Genomic DNA, 16,760 nt, shown 5'->3' on the forward strand with positions numbered 1-16,760 from the left:
ATTTGGTAACAGTCTGTAACAGGGCAAAGGCGCTTCAGGAGAGCGCCAGTTCCGGCACTTCCTTGAACAGCACGCTCGGGTCGGTGAGGTATTTCGCGAATATCGGCAGGCTGGCGCCGCCGATCGCGCGGGCCTGGGAGCCTACCTGCCCCTCGATGATATCGGGGATGATCACCCCCTGCAGGTCGAGTTCCGCCACCGCCTTGATGGTCGAGGCCACGATGCGCCTGCGCACCCAGGACGGAAAACCGCCGTCGATCACGGCCGCCCCGAAATCGATGATCGAGGCTGCGGCGATGATGGCCTGGGCGAGCGCGCCGGCCGTCTCCTGAATCCAGATGTCCAGCGGTTCGCCGAAATCGATCCAGTCGTCGGCGGAATACCAGAGCGGCTCCGGGTCGATGTTCCGCTCCCGCAGGAGGTTCTCCAGGACGAAGATCGAGGCGATGTCCAGCAGCTGGCGCGTGGCCCCGTCCCTGCCGCGAACCGGAAGCGGCGCCACGGCCCCGGCGGTTCCCGTCCGGCCGGAGAATATCGCCGAATTCAGGACGATCCCGCCGCCGACGAAAGAGCCGATGAAGAAATATACGAAATCCGGATAGGACGGCCCGACGCCGAACACCAGTTCCGCCCCGCAGGCGCTGGTCGCATCGTTCTGCAGGTAGACCGCGTGCCTGACCCGGCCCGCGATTTCCCCCTGCAGGTCGAACCCGCGCCAGACGTCCATCGCCCCTGCCGGAGCCCCCACCTCGTCCGCCCAGTTCCAGAGTTCGAACGGCGCCGCAATCCCGATCCCCGCGATCCGGCTTCGCTGCAGTTCGTCGAGCTGCCCTTCGAGCCTTTCGATGCCCGCCGTGATGATCTCGATTATCTTTGCGGGAAGCGGATAGGCGTAGGTCTCGTGATGTTGCAGGCGGATGCGGCCGACGAAGTCGATCAGCACGAGGTCGGCGCTGCGCCGGCCTATCTTCACCCCGAACGAATAGACCGCATCGGGATTGAGACGCATCGGCACCGAAGGCTGCCCCACCCGGCCGCGCACCGGCTCTCCCCGCAGGAGCAGGCCGTCCTTTTCGAGCGCCCGCATGATGACGGAAACGGTCTGCGCGGAAAGCCCGCTGCGCCGGGTGATGTCGGCTTTCGACATCGATCCGTGAAGACGCACCAGCGAAAGGACAAGCCTTTCGTTATAGGCCCTGACGCGCACCTGATTGGAACCACCGGTGAAATTCCCCAGCGGCGCCACATTGTCCGAAACCGACATCCACCTTTCCTCCCGGAATTCCCCCTTCATGCACCGCACCTTGCTGAGGCCGCACAGCTTTTTGATATTTCACGGCAAAACTGCAAGGATATAACGCGAGTGGGCATCGGAATTCCGCACCTCCAATAGTCGAACTATGCCACGGCAAATAAATAATTCAATCGGAATTAATTATTGACAGGGCATTTGAACTCGTTCTTAATCAACCTCGCAAATGGCACGGGACGGCTTTGGAGGAGGCGCCTGTCGAATTCGATGGCAACCCGTGCCCATCCATCCGTCCGCACAGCGGACAGAGCCACTCTCGGGAGGAGTCCATGAAGAAATCCGTACTTTCTGCCGCTTTCGGCGCGCTTGTTCTGGGCGTCGCCTTTTCCGCGCCGGCCGAGGCCGCAGGCGTCTCGGCCTGCCTGATCACCAAGACGGACACCAATCCCTTCTTCGTCAAGATGAAGGAAGGCGCGACCGCCAAGGCGAAGGAACTCGGCGTGACGCTGAAATCCTATGCCGGCAAGATCGACGGCGACAGCGAAAGCCAGGTCGCCGCGATCGAAAGCTGCATCGCCGACGGCGCGAAAGGCATCCTGATCACGGCATCCGACACCAAGGGCATCGTCTCTTCCGTCAAGAAGGCGCGGGATGCAGGCCTCCTCGTCATCGCGCTGGACACGCCGCTCGATCCGGCTGACGCCGCCGACGCCACCTTCGCCACCGACAACCTGCTCGCCGGCAAGCTGATCGGCCAATGGGCCAAGGAGACGCTCGGCGACAAGGCCAAGAGCGCCAAGGTCGGCTTCCTCGACCTGACGCCGTCGCAGCCGACCGTGGATGTCCTGCGCGACCAGGGCTTCATGATCGGCTTCGGCATCGACCCGAAGGACCCGAACAGGATCGGCGACGAGAACGATCCGCGCATCGTCGGCCATGACGTGACCAACGGCAACGAGGAAGGCGGCCGCAAGGCGATGGAGAACCTTCTCCAGAAGGACCCCGGCATCAACGTCATCCATACGATCAACGAACCGGCGGCGGTCGGCGCCTATCAGGCTCTCAAGGCCGTCGGCATGGAGAAGAACGTCCTGATCGTGTCGGTCGACGGCGGTTGCCCCGGCGTCAAGTCCGTCAAGGAAGGCGTGATCGGCGCCACGTCGCAGCAGTACCCGCTGCTGATGGCCTCCCTCGGCATCGAGGCGATCAAGAAGTTCGCCGACGGCGGCCAGAAGCCCAAGCCGACCGAAGGCAAGTCCTTCTTCGATACCGGCGTCTCGCTGGTGACCGACAAGCCGGTCCCGGGCGTGAAGTCGATCGACACGAAGGAAGGCACCGCCAAGTGCTGGGGCTGATGCCGACGCGCTGAACAAGCCGGCCGGGGCCGCACCCCGGCCGTTTCAACGGACGACAGGCCGTTGCCTGGCAACCGCCGGCAAGAGCGGGCGCGGGCATGGCAGCCTCCGCGCCTGGCCCGGCGCGCGAGCGGAGGAGGAAACATGAGCGGAGCACAGGAATTCGAACAGGGTCTCGACAAGAGCGACAAGACGGTCGCCTCGTTCGAGCACGGAGACATCTCGTTCCTCAAACGCGCCCAGCACTTTCTGCATTCGACACCGGCCGCCGTGCCGCTGATCGTCCTGGTGCTGGCCATCGTCATCTTCGGCATTGCGATCGGGGGGCGTTTCTTTTCGTCCTATACGCTGACCCTCATTCTTCAGCAGATCGCGATCGTCGGCATTCTGGGCGCTGCCCAGACGCTCGTCATCCTGACCGCCGGGATCGATCTTTCGATCGGCGTGATCATGGTCATTTCCGCCGTCGTCATGGGCAATTGCGCCATCACCTACGGCATGCCCACGCCGATCGCCATCCTGATCGGCATGGGGCTCGGCGGTCTCTGCGGCCTTCTGAACGGTTTCCTCGTGGCATTCATGAGGCTTCCGCCGTTCATCGTGACGCTCGGCACCTGGAACATCGTCATGGCGACGAACTTCATCTACTCCGCCAACGAGACGATCCGCGACGCGGATGTCGATGCCCAGGCGCCCCTGCTGCATGTCTTCGCGATCAGCTTCAGGGTCGGCAGCGCCGTCCTCACCCTCGGCGTCATCGCCATGGTCCTGCTGGTCCTCGTGCTCTGGTACGTCCTCAACCACACGGCCTGGGGCCGGCATGTCTATGCCGTCGGCGACGATCCGGAAGCGGCCAAGCTCTCGGGCATCCAGACCAAGCGCGTCCTGCTCGCCGTCTATGCGATTTCCGGCGTCATCGCCGCCTTCGCCGCCTGGATATCCATCGGCCGCAACGGCTCCATCTCTCCGTCCGCGGCGGTGACCGACTACAATCTGCAGGCGATCACCGCGACGGTGATCGGCGGCATCTCGCTCTTCGGCGGCCGCGGCTCGATCCTCGGCACCCTGTTCGGGGCGATGATCGTCGGCGTCGTCTCGATGGGCCTCAACATGCTCGGCGCGGACCCCCAGTGGAAGGTTCTGCTGACCGGCGTTCTCATCATCGCAGCCGTCGCAATCGACCAGTGGATCAGAAAGGTGTCGGTGTAACAATGACGATCGAACCCATTCTCTCGGCCCGCGGCCTCGTCAAGCGCTACGGTCGCGTGACCGCCCTCGACAATGCGGATTTCGATCTCTATCCGGGCGAAATCCTCGCGGTCATCGGCGACAACGGCGCAGGCAAATCCTCCCTGATCAAGGCGATTTCGGGCGCGATCAATCCCGACGAGGGAGAGATCAGGCTGGAGGGCAGGCAGGTGCAGTTCCGCTCGCCCATGGAAGCGCGCGAGGCGGGCATCGAGACGGTCTACCAGAATCTCGCGCTTTCCCCGGCGCTGTCGATCGCCGACAACATGTTTCTCGGCCGTGAAATCCGCAAGCCCGGCGTGATCGGCAAATGGTTCCGCATGCTCGACCGGCCGGCCATGGAAAAGCACGCCCGCGCCAAGCTGTCCGAACTCGGCCTGATGACCATCCAGAACATCAACCAGGCGGTCGAGACCCTGTCCGGCGGCCAGCGGCAGGGGGTGGCGGTGGCGCGCGCCGCGGCATTCGGCTCCAAGGTCATCATCCTCGACGAGCCGACCGCCGCGCTTGGCGTCAAGGAAAGCCGCCGCGTGCTGGAACTCATTCTCGACGTCCGCTCGCGCGGCATCCCGATCGTGCTTATCTCGCATAACATGCCGCATGTCTTCGAGGTCGCGGACCGCATCCATATCCACCGCCTCGGGAAGCGTCTGACCATCATCGATCCCAAGGAATACACCATGTCCGACGCCGTCGCGTTCATGACGGGCGCCAAGGCACCGTCCCAGCCGGTGGCGGCCTGATCGGGGGTCGGCATCGGGGACAACTCCCGCGCGGACCGATGCCGGCGCTCTCCGGGGACCGGGCTATCTCGCCAGGAAGACGGGCCGCCCCGGGTTTTCCAGCATCGACCGGGTCACGCCGCCGAAGATGCGCTCGCGCATGCGCGAATGGCCGTAGCCGCCCATGACGATCATGTCGGCCGAAACGTCACCCGCATATTGCTTCAGCGTCTCGGCAACGGGCCGCCCGTCGCTTCTCAGCACGTCGGTCGTGACATTGACGCCGTGTCTGGCGAGATAGATGCCGATTTCCGTTCCCGGCCTCTCCGTTCCCGCGTCCGGATCGACCATTCCGATGTGGACTTCCCTTGCGGCCTTCAGAAGCTCGATGCCCTGCTTGACGGCCTTTGCCGCCTCGAACGTGTCGTTCCACGCCAGCACGACGGAACCGGGCCTGAGCGTGGGAACCGCGTTGCGCGGGACGATCAGCACGGGCACGCCCGAATGGAAAAGCGCGCCGTCGACGACCGCGCTCCTCAGCGGGCTGTCGGCCGCGACTTCGGGACCGACGACCACCAGATCCGCATACAGCGCCTGATGCGCGACGATGTTGTCGACATAGGTCCACTCGGTATAGACGTCGACGACGTCGTGAGGAACCTCCGCGCCCTGCAGCATGTCCCTTATCCCGGCAGCCCGCTCGGCGAGCCTCGTCCGGTCGGCATCGCGCTCTTCCAGCCACGCCATCGAAACATATGCCGCATATTCGCCGACCGGCGGGGCGGCCGCGATGGCCAGCAGCAGGATGGAGAGATGCGCCCCGCAGGACTGGGACAGCTTGATCGCCGCATGGAGATCGCTGTCTGCGTGATCCGACCTGACCACACATAATGCCGTCGAGTATGACATGGCCTTCCTCCACTCATCGAGTGGGGGAAGAATGACGCCCTTTCGCGCGCCGCACCTTGATCCTCGTCAATCTCCTATGGCACCAGGACCGCGGCGCCGCTGAGACGCCCCGCCCGAAGATCGCCGAGCGCCCGGTTCGCCTCGGCGAGCGGATAGACGACGGTATGCGTCTTCACATCCGCGGCGGCGGCGACCGGGAAGAACTCCGCCGCGTCCTCCCGCGTCAGGTTCGCCACCGACGCCACCGTCCGCTCGCCCCAGAGCAGGGCGTAGGGCATCTGCGGAATATCGCTCATATGGATGCCGCCGCAGATGACCCGGCCGCCCTTGCGCACCGCCTTCAGAGCGGCCGGCACGAGATCGCCGACCGGCGCGAAGATGATCGCCGCGTCGAGAGCCACCGGCGGCAGATCGTTCGAGCCGCCGGCCCAGGCGGCGCCGAGGCTCAGGGCGAACGACTGCGCCTGCCTGTCCTCTGCCCGCGTGAAGGCATAGACTTCCCTGCCCTGCCAGAGGCAGACCTGCGCGATGATGTGGGCCGCCGCCCCGAAACCGTAGAGCCCGATCCGCCGGCCCTCCCCCGCCTTCTTCAGCGACCGCCAGCCGATCAGGCCCGCGCAGAGAAGCGGCGCCAGGGAGACGGGCTCCGCATCCGCCGGCAGATCGAAGGCATAGTCCGCATCCGCCACCACATGGGTGGCGAAGCCGCCATCCCGCGTGTAGCCGGTGAAAAGCGGCTGGTCGCAGAGGTTTTCCGCATTCGACCGGCAGTAGTCGCAATGCCCGCAGGTATGGCCGAGCCAGGGAATGCCGACCCGCGAGCCGATGCGCCGCGCGGGAACGCCCCTGCCCACGGCCTGAACGATGCCGACGATCTCGTGGCCGGGCACGAGCGGAAGCTTCGGGCTTTCGAGGTCGCCGTCGACCACATGCAGATCGGTGCGGCAGACGGCGCACGCCTCTATCCGGACCAGCAGTTCGCCGGCCTCCGGCACGGGGTCGGGCCGCTCCACCAGCTCGAGCGGCCTGCCGGTCTCACGCAATATCATCGCCTTCATGATGCATTCTCCTGCAAATCCGCCGCCGGCCTTGCCGCGGCGGCAGCCTGTCTCACCTGTCCGCGGGCCACATGATCGAGCCATCCTCCTGCTGGCTGCGGGACGCATTCTGCTGCGAGGGCAGCAGCAGGACAATGGCGAGGATCATCGCGACCATCGCCAGGAGAAGCCAGAACATCAGTCGTTTCATGACGAAACGGCGAAGCTGCGGCCCGAAATGTCCCACACGCATGGTCGCTCCTCCCCAGATATCTTCGGATCGACGGAAACACGCCCTGTCGCAATTTACACGAAGGCACCCGGCAGTACTTGATGCATCTCAATGCGCCCCGGAAGCGCCGGCCCATGCTGGAAAGCGCATCCGGCACGGCGTGTCGAATGGACATGACGAAAGTCCCCGCAATGGCGTACACTTCATGCTCGTCTGTCGCGGTCGCCGGATGCGGGCGACCGTCATCGCGAAAAAGCCGCGCTTGTTCTTGGAGACCGACATGGAGAAGCAACGAAAAACAACCCGGAAGCCCGCCCCGGAGGGCGATCCGAAGAAGGAGCAGGACGATTATCTCGAAGAGGCGCTGGAAGAGACCTTTCCGGCGAGCGACCCGATAGCGCCGGGCCATCCGCACGGGCACCCGGCCGATGCTCCGGAAAAGAAGCCCGATTGAAGCACCGGCGCCGGCCTGCGGTTCCGGCCGGCCTCGTGACCGAAGTCAATGACCGCTGCGATCGGTTCGCCAATCCTTGAGGGTATCCTTTCCATCCGCCGGTCGAGGTATCCCCGATGATTTCTGAAGAATTGCAGCGAGCGATGCGGCCTTTCCTCGTGGCCGCGCCTGCCCTGGGGCTCGTTATCGGACTGGCCGCCGCGCATGGCGGCTTTGCGGATCTTTCCAGGCTTTCGCTCGCGCTTGCAACGCTCGTGGTGCTGCTGGCGCTGCTGGCGCAGATCGCCGTCAGCCTGCGAAGAGGCGAGATCGGCCTCGACGTCATCGCGCTGATCTCCATGGGGTCCGCGCTGGCGCTCGGGGAATATCTGGCCGCCGCCGTCGTCGCCCTGATGTATTCCGGCGGACAGTATCTCGAAAGTCTCGCGGAAGGCAGGGCTCGCCGGGAGATGAACGCGCTGCTTGCCAAGGCGCCCAATACCGCGATGAGGCGCCGTGGCGACCGGCTGGAAGAAATTCCGGTCGATGCGATCGCGGTCGGCGACCTCCTGGTCGTCCGGCGCGGCGACCTCGTGCCCGTGGATGGCGTCGTCGACGATGGCGTGGCGGTCCTGGACGAAGCGGCCCTGACCGGGGAACCCCTTCCCGCCAGGAAGAGGAAGGGCGAAGCCATCATGAGCGGCGCCACCAACGCGGGCGACATGTTCGGCATGCTGGCGACGAAACCGGCAACGGAAAGCACCTATGCCGGCATCCTGAGGCTCGTGGAAGCGGCCCAGAGGAGCAAGGCGCCGATGTCGCGGCTTGCCGATCGCTACGCGATCCTCTTCCTGTTCATCACGGTGGCCCTCGCCGTCATGGCGTGGCTGCTGTCGCGGGACCCGGTGCGGGCGGTCGCGGTGCTCGTCGTCGCGACGCCCTGTCCCCTCATCCTCGCGGTCCCGATCGCCTGGGCTGCAGGCATGTCCCGCGCGGCCCAATGCGGCCTGCTGGTCAAGGGCGCGCATGTCCTGGAAGGGCTGGGCCGCCTCCGGTCGGTGGTGATCGACAAGACCGGCACGCTGACGGAGGGAACGCCGACGCTCGACATCGTCAATTCCGCACTGCCGGAAAACGAACTGCTGCGGCTCGTCGCCTCGCTCGATCAGGCGTCCAGCCATGTCGTCGCCAGGGCGCTCGTCAAGGCCGCGCAGGATCGGCGGCTGGACCTCGTGCAGCCGCGAAACGTCTCCGAAAAGCCGGGAGAAGGGATTTCCGGCGAGGTCGCGGGAAAATCGGTGTCCATCGGCGGTATCGGCTACATCTCCTCGAAATTCGGCATCCCGATCGATCCCCGTCACCCGGCCGGCACGGTCGCCGCAGCCGTGGCGATCGACGGAGCCTTTGCCGGCGTCCTGCTCTTTTCCGACAAGCTGCGGGAAGGAACCGACCGCATACTGACGGGCCTTCACCGTCTCGGCCTCCGGCGCATCGTGCTTGCGACCGGGGATCGCGGCGAGGTCGCCCGGAAGATCAGTGCCGGGCTGCCGTTCGACGACGTCCGGTACGAGCTGTCGCCGGAGCAGAAGATCGCCGTCGTCCAGGCCGAGAAGAAGAACGGACCGGTCATGATGATCGGCGACGGCACCAACGACGCGCCGGCGCTGGCCGCCGCGGATATCGGCCTTGCGATGGGAGCCCATGGTTCGCCAGCCGCCGCCGAGGCCGCCGACGCCGTGCTGCTGGTGGAACGGCTGGAGCGCGTCCTGCAGGGGATCGGGATCGCCCAAGGCTGTCGGCGGATCGCGCTGCAGAGCGTCTTTGCGGGCATCGGCCTCTCGGTGGCCGGCATGATCGCCGCCGCCGCGGGCTGTCTCACGCCGGTGCGGGGCGCTCTTTTCCAGGAAGCCATCGACATCGCGGTCATCCTCAACGCGCTGCGCGCCCTTCGGATCAGACCGGGACAGGCCGGACGCTGAGCGCGGCGAGCGTTCCCGCCGTCACTCGGCCGGCACGCTCTCCGCCAGTTCCCTGAGCCAGACCTTCGCCTCGCTGTCGGACGGCGCGCGCCAGTCACCCCTTGGCGACAGCGAGCCGCCGGATGAGATCTTCGGCCCGTTCGGCAGCGTCGAGCGCTTGAACTGGTTGGAGAAGAAGCGCTTGAGGAAGACTTCCAGCCAGCGGCGGATCTCAGCAAGCGAATAGGCTCTCCGGTCGCCGTCCGGCAGGTCGACCGGCCATGCCCCGCGCTCGACGTCGCTCCAGGCGTGGTGGGCCAGGAAGGCGATCTTCGACGGCCGGAAGCCGTAACGGGTCAGATAGAAGAGGTTGAAATCCTGCAGCGCATAGGGGCCGACGATCTCCTGTGTCGACTGGATGGTTCCCGTCGCTCCGGGCGGCACCAGTTCCGGCGAGATTTCGGTTGCCAGGATGGCGGAGAGGACGTGCGCGGTCTCCTCGCTCACGTCGCCCGATCCGGCGACGAACCGGATGAGATGCTGGATCAGCGTCTTGGAGACCGAGGCATTGACGTTGTAATGCGACATGTGATCGCCGACGCCGTAGGTGCACCATCCGAGCCCGAGTTCCGACAGGTCGCCGGTGCCGACGACAAGGCCGCCGTGCCGGTTGGCCAGCCGGAACAGGTAATCCGTCCGCAGCCCTGCCTGAACGTTTTCGAACGTCACGTCATAAACCGCTTCGCCCTTGGCGAAAGGATGGCCCATGTCGGCCAGCATCTGGCGCGCGGCCGGCCGGATATCGATCTCCTCCGCCGTCACGCCCAGCGCGTCCATGAGCGCCCAGGCATTGGACTTCGTGTTGTCGGAGGTCGCAAATCCCGGCAGCGTGTAAGCGAGCACGTTCTTGCGGTCGAGCCCGATCATATCCATGGCGCGCGTCGTCACCATCAGCGCCTGGGTGGAATCGAGCCCGCCGGAAACGCCGATCACGGCGCGCTTGAGGCCTGTCGAGGCCAGCCGCTTCGCAAGCCCCTGGACCTGGATGTTGTAGGCCTCGTAGCAATCCTCGCGCAGGCGCGAAGGATCGGCGGGCACGTAAGGGTAGCGCTCGACCCGGCGCTGCAGGGACACGGTGTCGGCGGGCCGGTCGAGCGGGAAGAAGACCGTGCGGAACGGCTGGCCGCCATCGAGTTCCTCGCGGGCGCATTCGCCGAACGTGTTGACGCGCATGCGCTCCTGCCGCAGCCGGCCGAGGTCGATATCGGCCGCGACGAAGGTGCTGTCCGGCGGAAAGCGCTGCGTCTCGCCCAGCAGTTCGCCATACTCGAAGATCGCCGCATGGCCGTCCCAGGCGAGATCGGTGGTCGACTCCCCCGGCCCCGCGGCCGAATAGGCATAGGCCGAGATCGTGCGCGAGGAATGGCTGGCGCACAGCAGCCGGCGAGTATCGGCCTTGCCGATGGTGATGTTGCTGGCCGACAGGTTGAGCAGCACTTCCGCGCCGGCGAGGGCCGCCCGCGTGGAGGGCGGCTGCGGCACCCATATGTCCTCGCAGATTTCCACCCCGAGCGTGAAGGGCACCGATCCGTTCGAGCGGAACAGAAGATCGAGGCCGAAAGGCACGGTCCGGCCGGCCACCTGGATCTCGACGCCGGTCACGCCCGTGCCCGGGGCGAAATGGCGACGCTCGTAGAACTCGCGATAGTTCGGCGGATAGGCTTTCGGAACGACGCCCAGGATGACGCCCCGGTGGATGACCACCGCGGTATTGAAAAGACGGCCCTCGCGCCGCAGCGGCGCTCCGACCACCAGGACCGGGTAAAGGCTCTCGGACGCCTCGGCGATCCTGACGATGGCGGCTTCCACCGCGTCCAGCAGGACGTCCTGAAGCAGGAGATCGTCGATGGCGTAGGAAGACAATCCCAGTTCCGGAAAAAGCATGACGGCCACGCTTTCGGCATTGCCCTTGCGGGCCAGGCGCAGCGTCTCGTCGACGGCGAAATCCGGGTCGGCCACGCGGGTCCGGGGCACGCAGGCGGCAATCCGCAGGAAGTCGTGGCTATAAAGAGAGAAGAACTGATCCATGGCTTCGCTTGCTATCTACCTGATCTGACGACGACAATCTTCCACGAGCGTGACTCGGCCGGCCGATCTTCGCCTCGGCCGCCGCCAAAGACAACAGCCTTGCGCCCGCGATCATAGATCATCGACGGAAACGCCGAAAGCGGGCAGGTCCGCTGCCCGCTTTCGGCCGATCCGCGTGGATGACGATGCGCCGGGAATGCCGTCAGGCGCCGCGGGCCTTGATATAGGATTTCAGCGCCTCGGGCTGGTCCGTCTGGATGACGCTGATGCCGGCGTCGATCAGCCGGCCCCAGATGGCGTCCGGATCGGCAAGGGCCGCGCTGTCGGTCCATTCGCCGCTGCCGGGCTGGTCGAGCGTGTTGATCCAGAGCGCCATCCGGGCCTTTTCGAAAGCCTCGCGGTTGCGGGCGATCGTTTCGATGCGGTCGAAGCGGATTTCGCACATGAAGGGGGAAAGCTCGCCGAGAATGTCCAGCTCCTCCCCCAGCCCTTCCGCCGTGAAATGCGCCATGCCCATGAAGGGCACGCCGTCGATCTTCTGGGCGCGCACCCAGGCGGCATCCGCGCGGCTGTGCACCTTGGTCTTGAGGTCGACGCTCGCATGGGCGTCCATCGCCCGCGCACAGGCGGCGACTTCCGGAAACAGGCCGCGATCCTTGAGATCGAGATCGGCGAAGATGCGTCCGCGGATCACCTCCAGCGCCTGCCTCAGCGTCGGAATGCGCTGGTCGGTCATCGCCCGGCTTTCACCCCCGTCGTCTTGCCGCAGGGTCAGCGCCCTGAGTTCGGCCATCGTGAGGCTCTCCGCTTCCCGGCCGATGCCGGCCATGCGCTGGAGCGTTTCGTCATGCATCAGGAAAAGTTCGCCATCGGCGCTCCTGCGGACGTCGAGCTCCACGATTTCGCAGCCCAGCGCGATGGCGTTCTCGATGGCGGCCAGGCTGTTTTCCGGAGCGCCGTGCCAGGCGCCGCGATGGGCGACGACGGCGCAGGTGCGCGCCGGCGAGGCGATGAAGTCTTTGTAGGTCATCAGGCTTTCTTTCATTGGGCGCCGAAGGCGCCGGGGATGGCCCGGCCGCTTGCGGTCTCGAAGAGATGCAGCCGGGAAAGGGGAAGATCGAGGGAGAGGTCGGGCCGGTCCGCCATGTCCGCCCCGAATGGCGTGGCGATGCGGATCACCGACCCGGCAAGGTCGGCGGCCAGCACCGAATGGGAACCGAGATCCTCGCGGAAGCGAACCGACGCCCTGATGCCCGGCCGGTCCGCGCCGCCGACGACGAGGACATCCTCGGGCCGGATGCCGAGCTGGTACTCGCCCTTCAGGCGGCATCCGGCCACGGCCTGCCCGTCGGCAAGCCTGAGGACCGCGCCGTCGCCGGTGACGGGCAGGATATTCATGGGCGGCGCGCCGATGAATTTCGCGACGAAAACCGAAGCCGGATGATGATAGATCGCCTTCGGCGTATCGAACTGCTCGATCCGGCCCTTGTTGAGGATGAGGATGCGGTCGGCGAGCGTCATCGCCTCCACCTGGTCGTGCGTGACGAAGATGCTGGTGGCGCCGATGCGGCGGTGCAGTTCGGCAAGCTCGACGCGCATGTCATGCCGGAGCTGGGCGTCGAGGTTGGACAGCGGCTCGTCGAACAGCAGCACGCCCGGTTCGCGTATGATCGCCCGGCCGATCGCCACACGCTGCCGCTGGCCGCCGGAAAGCTGCCCCGGCTTGCGGTGGAGATAGTCGGAAAGTCCGAGCATCCTGGCGATCGCCGCGACCCGTTCGGCCCGCTCCGCCTTCCGTATGCCGGCCACCTTGAGGCTGTAGGCCATGTTCTCGAAGACAGTCATGTGCGGATAGAGCGCGTAGTTCTGGAACACCATGGCGCAGCCGCGATGTTTCGGCTCCAGATCCTGCACCTCGCGTCCGCCGATGAGAATCCTGCCGCCGCTCACCCGTTCGAGCCCGGCGATCATCTGCAGCAGCGTGGATTTCCCGCAACCGGACGGACCGAGCACGACGGTGAATTCCCCGGCCCTCAGCTCGACGTCCATCGGCGGGATGACGGTCGTCTGGGCGTCATAGGCCTTGGTGACGCCCGCAAGCCTGATATCGGCGGCCGCGGCGCGGATGGCCGTGTCGATGGCGTTCATCTTATTTCTCCGAAAGGACGAGGCCCTGCACGAGATAGCGCTGCAGCAGCGCGATCATCGAGAGGGGGATGATGGAGACGATCACGGCGCCGGCCATGATCAGCGGAAAGTCCGGGACGGTGCCTTCGGCATCCGGAACCATGCGCGCCAGCCCCACGACCGCCGTCTGCATGTCGGGGGTCGAGGCGCCGACAAGCGGCCACAGATATTGCGTCCAGCCGCTGAGGAAGGTCAGCACGAAAAGCGCGGCGAAACTGGTGCGCGACAACGGCAGGAGGATCTCGAACAGGAAGCGGACCGGCCCCGCGCCATCCATGCGCGCCGCCTTGAACAGGTCGGCCGGCAGCGTGCGGAAGAATTGCCGGAACAGGAATGTGCCGGTGCCATGGGCGACGAGCGGCGCCACGAGGCCGAAATGGGTGTTGAGAACGCTCAGTTCGAGCTGCACCGGCGCGCCGAAGACCCGGGCGATCAGCCCGTTGAGGCCGGTGACGTCGAGCAGCGCGTTGACGGGAGAAAAGACATTCGACGCCACCTGGTAGGTGGTGATGACGCGGATATCGAGCGGCAGCATGATCGTGGCAAGGATCAGCGCGAAGGCGACGCCCGCCCAGCGGATGCGGAAATAGACGATCGCATAAGCCGAAAGGAACGACAGGAGGCAGGTCGTGATCGCGATGCTGAACGCGACCACCATGCTGTTGAGCATCTGGACCGGGATGCGCGTCTCGGTGAAGATGCGCGCCATGTTGGCGAAGAGCCGGTCGCCCGGATACCAGGCAAGCCCGTTGCGCAGCAGGAACTCGTAGGATTGCGAGGCGGTCGAGACCGTCAGGTAGAGCGGCCCGAGGATATAGACGATGCCGATGAACAGGATGATGCCCGCGGCGATGTTGAGGGAGCGTGCGTTCTCGATCATGGTTCACCGCTCGTAATTGACGCGCCGGCCGAGGAAGAGGAACTGGGCGGCGGTGAGAAGGATGACGAAGACCATCAGGATCGCGGTCTGGGTCGAGGCGCCGGAAAGATCGTACCCGCTGAAACCGTCCATGTAGATCTTGTAGACGAGCAGCGTCGTCGCTCCGCCGGGGCCGCCGTCGGTGATCGTGTCGATCAGGGCGAAGGCCGACGTGACGCTTTCGGTGAATTCCAGGACAAGCGTCAGGAAGAGCTGCGGCATGATCAGCGGCATCTGGACGTCGAATATGCGCCGCCAGGGGCCCGCCCCGTCCATGGCCGCGGCCTGGTGCATGGTCCGCGGGATCGACTGCAGGCCGGCGAGCAGGATGACGAAATTGAACGGGATGCCGCCCCAGACATGCGCGGCGATCAGCGTGATGAAAGCGTCGGTGCCGTCGATCCCCGGCGCCCATATGCCCGGAAAGACGCCGTTGAGCGGCGCGAGAATGCCGACGAACGGGTTGAAGATGAAAGCGAAGACGACGCCGATCGAGGCGCCCGCGACCCCTTTCGGCCAGACCAGCACATTGCGGGCCGGCAGCGACAGGCGGATCTTCCTGTCGGCGGCCACCGCCAGGATCAGCGGGACAAGGACCGCGAGCACCGACGCGGTCACCATGAAGATGATCGTGCGCCAGCCCGCCTTCCAGAACTCCGGATCGGACAGCACGCGGGCGAAATTGCCCCAGCCGACGAATTCCGATCCGCCGCCGAAGGGGCGTTCCAGGAAGAAGGACCAGTAGAAGGCCTGGAAGATCGGCACGTAGAAGAAGAGGACGATCAGCAGCATGAGCGGCGTCACCAGCAGGGCCGGCAGCCAGCGATGGCTGAAAAGGGTGGATTCGGAAGACATGCGCAGGAGCCCACAGTAAGGAGGGCCGGCGCGGCGGGCTGCCGCGCCGGCGATGGCCGGGTCAGGGCAGCTTCACGCCCTTGTAGGTCTGCTCGAAGCGGCGCAGCAGCTCGTCGCCGCGCTTCTTGGCGCTGTCCAGCGCCGCCTGCATGGTCTGCTGGCCGGCAAAGGCCTTCTGGGTCTCCTCCACGAAGACTTCGCGGAACTGCACGTAGAAGCCGAGCCGAATGCCGCGGCTGTCGGGCGTGCGCGGCTGGTTCATGGATTCGATCCCGATCGCCGCGGTCGCGTATTTGGGCGACTTGCCCTCGCCGCTTTCGGCGATGGCATCGAGCACGTCGCCGGTGACGGGGACGTAGCCGGTCGCGGCGGTGAAGAACATCTGCTGTTCCGGGCGGCGCAGGAAATCGAGGAAGGCCTTGGCGCCCTCGATTTCCGCCTTGTCGTGGCCCTTCATCACATAGATCGACGCGCCGCCGACGAGCGTGTTATGGCGCGGGTAATCCTTGTACATCGGCGCCAGGCCGACAGTGATCTCATACTTGCCCTCGAAGGCCTTGGCGGAGGCCGCGTAGGAACCGGAGGAGCCTTCCATCATGGCGCATTCGCCGGCGTTGAAGGCGGCGGTGTAGTTGCCGGCCTTGGTATCGGCATTGATCTTCACCAGGCCTTCCTTGCGCCATTCGACGAGATTGGCGAGGTGCTTGGCGGCGAACGTGGTGTTGAAGACATATTCGGCGTCGAGGCCGTCATAACCGTTGTGCTTCGAAGCGATAGGCAGGCCGTGGCGGGCGGAGAACTGCTCCAGCACCCGCCAGGTGTCGCCATCGGTGACGAACGGGCATGCGTGGCCGGCGGCCTTCAGCTTGCGGGCGGCGTCGATGACCTCTTCCCAGGTCGTCGGCGTGCTGGTGATGCCCGCTTTTTCGAGTTCGGTCCTGTTGGTGTAGAACAGCAGCGTCGAGGAATTGTAGGGCTGCGAATAGAGCTTTCCGTCCGAGGTCTCGTAATAGGCGCGCGCGCCGGCGATGTAGCTGTCCCACTTGACGTCCGGCAGGATGTCCTGGACCGGCACGACGGCGTTCGACAGCATCAGGTCGAGCGTGCCCGCATCGAAGAACTGGATCAGCACCGGATGGTTGTGCGCACGATAGGCGGCGATCGCCTTCTGCATCCCGACCTCGTAGCTGCCCTGACCGACGCAGGTGACACGATGCTCCGACTGGGCGGCATTGAAGGCGTCGCACTGGGCCTTGATGGCCGTTTCGACATTGCCCGTGTTGCCGTACCAGAATTCGATATCGGCAGCCTGCGCGGAACACGCGCCTGCCGTAAGCGCGGCCGCAGCCGCCAGAGTGGAAATCTTCATCATTGCCCTCGCCTGTTTTGGGATCGACCGAGCCAGCCCGGCTTTCAGAACGGCGATTTACTACACTTAAAGTGTAACAAATGAGTGACGGCGAGAATCCTTCCCCAAAAGGGCTTCCGGCGGTTATCCGCTACAAAAATATGGGTATGGGATTGGGTGCGGTGTTGATTATTACACCTCTATAGTAGTTGTTGGC

At 65.3% G+C, this 16,760-nt stretch carries 15 protein-coding genes; 5 read left to right on the top strand and 10 right to left on the bottom strand.

Translation table 11 applies throughout. The features are described 5' to 3' along the window. Nucleotides 1-34: 34 nt before the first annotated feature. The gene (locus ACFFP0_RS09960) at nucleotides 35-1,264 is read right to left on the bottom strand and encodes an ROK family transcriptional regulator (RefSeq protein WP_377259813.1); all 1,230 of its coding nucleotides are present in this window, start codon (nucleotides 1,262-1,264) and stop codon (nucleotides 35-37) included. 317 nt (nucleotides 1,265-1,581) lie between these two features. Between ACFFP0_RS09960 and ACFFP0_RS09965 the strand changes: the two genes are divergently transcribed. The 3 genes from ACFFP0_RS09965 to ACFFP0_RS09975 all read left to right on the top strand — a co-directional run bounded on the left by ACFFP0_RS09965 (nucleotide 1,582) and on the right by ACFFP0_RS09975 (nucleotide 4,598). Then, entirely contained in the window at nucleotides 1,582-2,607 is a 1,026-nt protein-coding gene (locus ACFFP0_RS09965; RefSeq protein WP_377259815.1) for a sugar ABC transporter substrate-binding protein, read from the top strand. A 144-nt stretch (nucleotides 2,608-2,751) separates the two neighbouring features. Next, nucleotides 2,752-3,816, top strand: a complete 1,065-nt coding sequence (locus ACFFP0_RS09970; protein WP_377259818.1) for an ABC transporter permease — start codon at nucleotides 2,752-2,754, stop codon at nucleotides 3,814-3,816. 2 nt (nucleotides 3,817-3,818) lie between these two features. Further along, nucleotides 3,819-4,598 (top strand): ATP-binding cassette domain-containing protein, encoded by a 780-nt coding sequence (locus ACFFP0_RS09975; protein WP_377259822.1) that lies wholly within the window; start codon nucleotides 3,819-3,821, stop codon nucleotides 4,596-4,598. 63 nt (nucleotides 4,599-4,661) lie between these two features. Here the strand turns inward: ACFFP0_RS09975 and ACFFP0_RS09980 are convergent, their stop codons facing one another. The 3 genes from ACFFP0_RS09980 to ACFFP0_RS09990 all read right to left on the bottom strand — a co-directional run bounded on the left by ACFFP0_RS09980 (nucleotide 4,662) and on the right by ACFFP0_RS09990 (nucleotide 6,776). Continuing rightward, nucleotides 4,662-5,486, bottom strand: a complete 825-nt coding sequence (locus ACFFP0_RS09980; RefSeq protein WP_377259825.1) for a universal stress protein — start codon at nucleotides 5,484-5,486, stop codon at nucleotides 4,662-4,664. A 74-nt stretch (nucleotides 5,487-5,560) separates the two neighbouring features. Further along, on the bottom strand, nucleotides 5,561-6,544 hold the full coding sequence (locus ACFFP0_RS09985; protein WP_377259828.1) for a zinc-dependent alcohol dehydrogenase family protein: 984 nt from the start codon (nucleotides 6,542-6,544) through the stop codon (nucleotides 5,561-5,563). A 52-nt stretch (nucleotides 6,545-6,596) separates the two neighbouring features. After that, nucleotides 6,597-6,776 carry a hypothetical protein gene (locus ACFFP0_RS09990; RefSeq protein ID WP_377259831.1) on the bottom strand — a complete coding sequence of 60 codons (180 nt, stop codon included), beginning with the start codon at nucleotides 6,774-6,776 and terminating at the stop codon, nucleotides 6,597-6,599. Nucleotides 6,777-6,984: 208 nt separating this feature from the next. Here ACFFP0_RS09990 and ACFFP0_RS09995 point away from each other — a divergent pair, with 208 nt between their 5' ends. Both ACFFP0_RS09995 and ACFFP0_RS10000 read left to right on the top strand, forming a co-directional pair. Next, on the top strand, nucleotides 6,985-7,209 hold the full coding sequence (locus ACFFP0_RS09995; RefSeq protein ID WP_377259834.1) for a hypothetical protein: 225 nt from the start codon (nucleotides 6,985-6,987) through the stop codon (nucleotides 7,207-7,209). 116 nt (nucleotides 7,210-7,325) lie between these two features. Then, nucleotides 7,326-9,167 carry a heavy metal translocating P-type ATPase gene (locus tag ACFFP0_RS10000; RefSeq protein ID WP_377259836.1) on the top strand — a complete coding sequence of 614 codons (1,842 nt, stop codon included), beginning with the start codon at nucleotides 7,326-7,328 and terminating at the stop codon, nucleotides 9,165-9,167. A gap of 21 nt (nucleotides 9,168-9,188) precedes the next feature. Here ACFFP0_RS10000 and ACFFP0_RS10005 read toward each other — a convergent pair whose 3' ends face one another. The 6 genes from ACFFP0_RS10005 to ACFFP0_RS10030 form a co-directional block, all read right to left on the bottom strand. Further along, nucleotides 9,189-11,234 carry an NAD(+) synthase gene (locus ACFFP0_RS10005; RefSeq protein ID WP_377259840.1) on the bottom strand — a complete coding sequence of 682 codons (2,046 nt, stop codon included), beginning with the start codon at nucleotides 11,232-11,234 and terminating at the stop codon, nucleotides 9,189-9,191. Nucleotides 11,235-11,436: 202 nt separating this feature from the next. Further along, the gene (locus ACFFP0_RS10010; protein WP_377259843.1) at nucleotides 11,437-12,264 is read right to left on the bottom strand and encodes a glycerophosphodiester phosphodiesterase family protein; all 828 of its coding nucleotides are present in this window, start codon (nucleotides 12,262-12,264) and stop codon (nucleotides 11,437-11,439) included. Between the two features lie 11 nt (nucleotides 12,265-12,275). Further along, entirely contained in the window at nucleotides 12,276-13,382 is a 1,107-nt protein-coding gene (locus tag ACFFP0_RS10015; RefSeq protein WP_377259847.1) for an ABC transporter ATP-binding protein, read from the bottom strand. A 1-nt stretch (nucleotide 13,383) separates the two neighbouring features. Then, nucleotides 13,384-14,301, bottom strand: coding sequence for an ABC transporter permease subunit (locus ACFFP0_RS10020; protein WP_377259850.1), 918 nt, complete (start codon nucleotides 14,299-14,301; stop codon nucleotides 13,384-13,386). A 3-nt stretch (nucleotides 14,302-14,304) separates the two neighbouring features. Beyond that, nucleotides 14,305-15,195: a carbohydrate ABC transporter permease gene (locus ACFFP0_RS10025; protein WP_377259853.1), complete on the bottom strand. Its 891-nt coding sequence runs from the start codon at nucleotides 15,193-15,195 to the stop codon at nucleotides 14,305-14,307. Between the two features lie 61 nt (nucleotides 15,196-15,256). After that, nucleotides 15,257-16,564 (bottom strand): extracellular solute-binding protein, encoded by a 1,308-nt coding sequence (locus tag ACFFP0_RS10030; protein WP_377260134.1) that lies wholly within the window; start codon nucleotides 16,562-16,564, stop codon nucleotides 15,257-15,259. Between the last annotated feature and the right edge of the window lie 196 nt (nucleotides 16,565-16,760).

Origin of the sequence: Neorhizobium puerariae (genome assembly GCF_042429745.1) — a bacterium.
In the GTDB taxonomy this organism is placed as follows: Bacteria; Pseudomonadota; Alphaproteobacteria; order Rhizobiales; family Rhizobiaceae; genus Neorhizobium; species Neorhizobium puerariae.

What these genes read in the sequence shown, in the direction of transcription:
- ACFFP0_RS09960 (WP_377259813.1), bottom strand. Translation starts at nt 1,264, where the DNA reads ATGTCGGTTTCGGACAATGTGGCGCCGCTGGGGAATTTCACCGGTGGT.
- ACFFP0_RS09965 (WP_377259815.1), top strand. Translation starts at nt 1,582, where the DNA reads ATGAAGAAATCCGTACTTTCTGCCGCTTTCGGCGCGCTTGTTCTGGGC.
- ACFFP0_RS09970 (WP_377259818.1), top strand. Translation starts at nt 2,752, where the DNA reads ATGAGCGGAGCACAGGAATTCGAACAGGGTCTCGACAAGAGCGACAAG.
- ACFFP0_RS09975 (WP_377259822.1), top strand. Translation starts at nt 3,819, where the DNA reads ATGACGATCGAACCCATTCTCTCGGCCCGCGGCCTCGTCAAGCGCTAC.
- ACFFP0_RS09980 (WP_377259825.1), bottom strand. Translation starts at nt 5,486, where the DNA reads ATGTCATACTCGACGGCATTATGTGTGGTCAGGTCGGATCACGCAGAC.
- ACFFP0_RS09985 (WP_377259828.1), bottom strand. Translation starts at nt 6,544, where the DNA reads ATGAAGGCGATGATATTGCGTGAGACCGGCAGGCCGCTCGAGCTGGTG.
- ACFFP0_RS09990 (WP_377259831.1), bottom strand. Translation starts at nt 6,776, where the DNA reads ATGCGTGTGGGACATTTCGGGCCGCAGCTTCGCCGTTTCGTCATGAAA.
- ACFFP0_RS09995 (WP_377259834.1), top strand. Translation starts at nt 6,985, where the DNA reads ATGCGGGCGACCGTCATCGCGAAAAAGCCGCGCTTGTTCTTGGAGACC.
- ACFFP0_RS10000 (WP_377259836.1), top strand. Translation starts at nt 7,326, where the DNA reads ATGATTTCTGAAGAATTGCAGCGAGCGATGCGGCCTTTCCTCGTGGCC.
- ACFFP0_RS10005 (WP_377259840.1), bottom strand. Translation starts at nt 11,234, where the DNA reads ATGGATCAGTTCTTCTCTCTTTATAGCCACGACTTCCTGCGGATTGCC.
- ACFFP0_RS10010 (WP_377259843.1), bottom strand. Translation starts at nt 12,264, where the DNA reads ATGACCTACAAAGACTTCATCGCCTCGCCGGCGCGCACCTGCGCCGTC.
- ACFFP0_RS10015 (WP_377259847.1), bottom strand. Translation starts at nt 13,382, where the DNA reads ATGAACGCCATCGACACGGCCATCCGCGCCGCGGCCGCCGATATCAGG.
- ACFFP0_RS10020 (WP_377259850.1), bottom strand. Translation starts at nt 14,301, where the DNA reads ATGATCGAGAACGCACGCTCCCTCAACATCGCCGCGGGCATCATCCTG.
- ACFFP0_RS10025 (WP_377259853.1), bottom strand. Translation starts at nt 15,195, where the DNA reads ATGTCTTCCGAATCCACCCTTTTCAGCCATCGCTGGCTGCCGGCCCTG.
- ACFFP0_RS10030 (WP_377260134.1), bottom strand. Translation starts at nt 16,564, where the DNA reads ATGAAGATTTCCACTCTGGCGGCTGCGGCCGCGCTTACGGCAGGCGCG.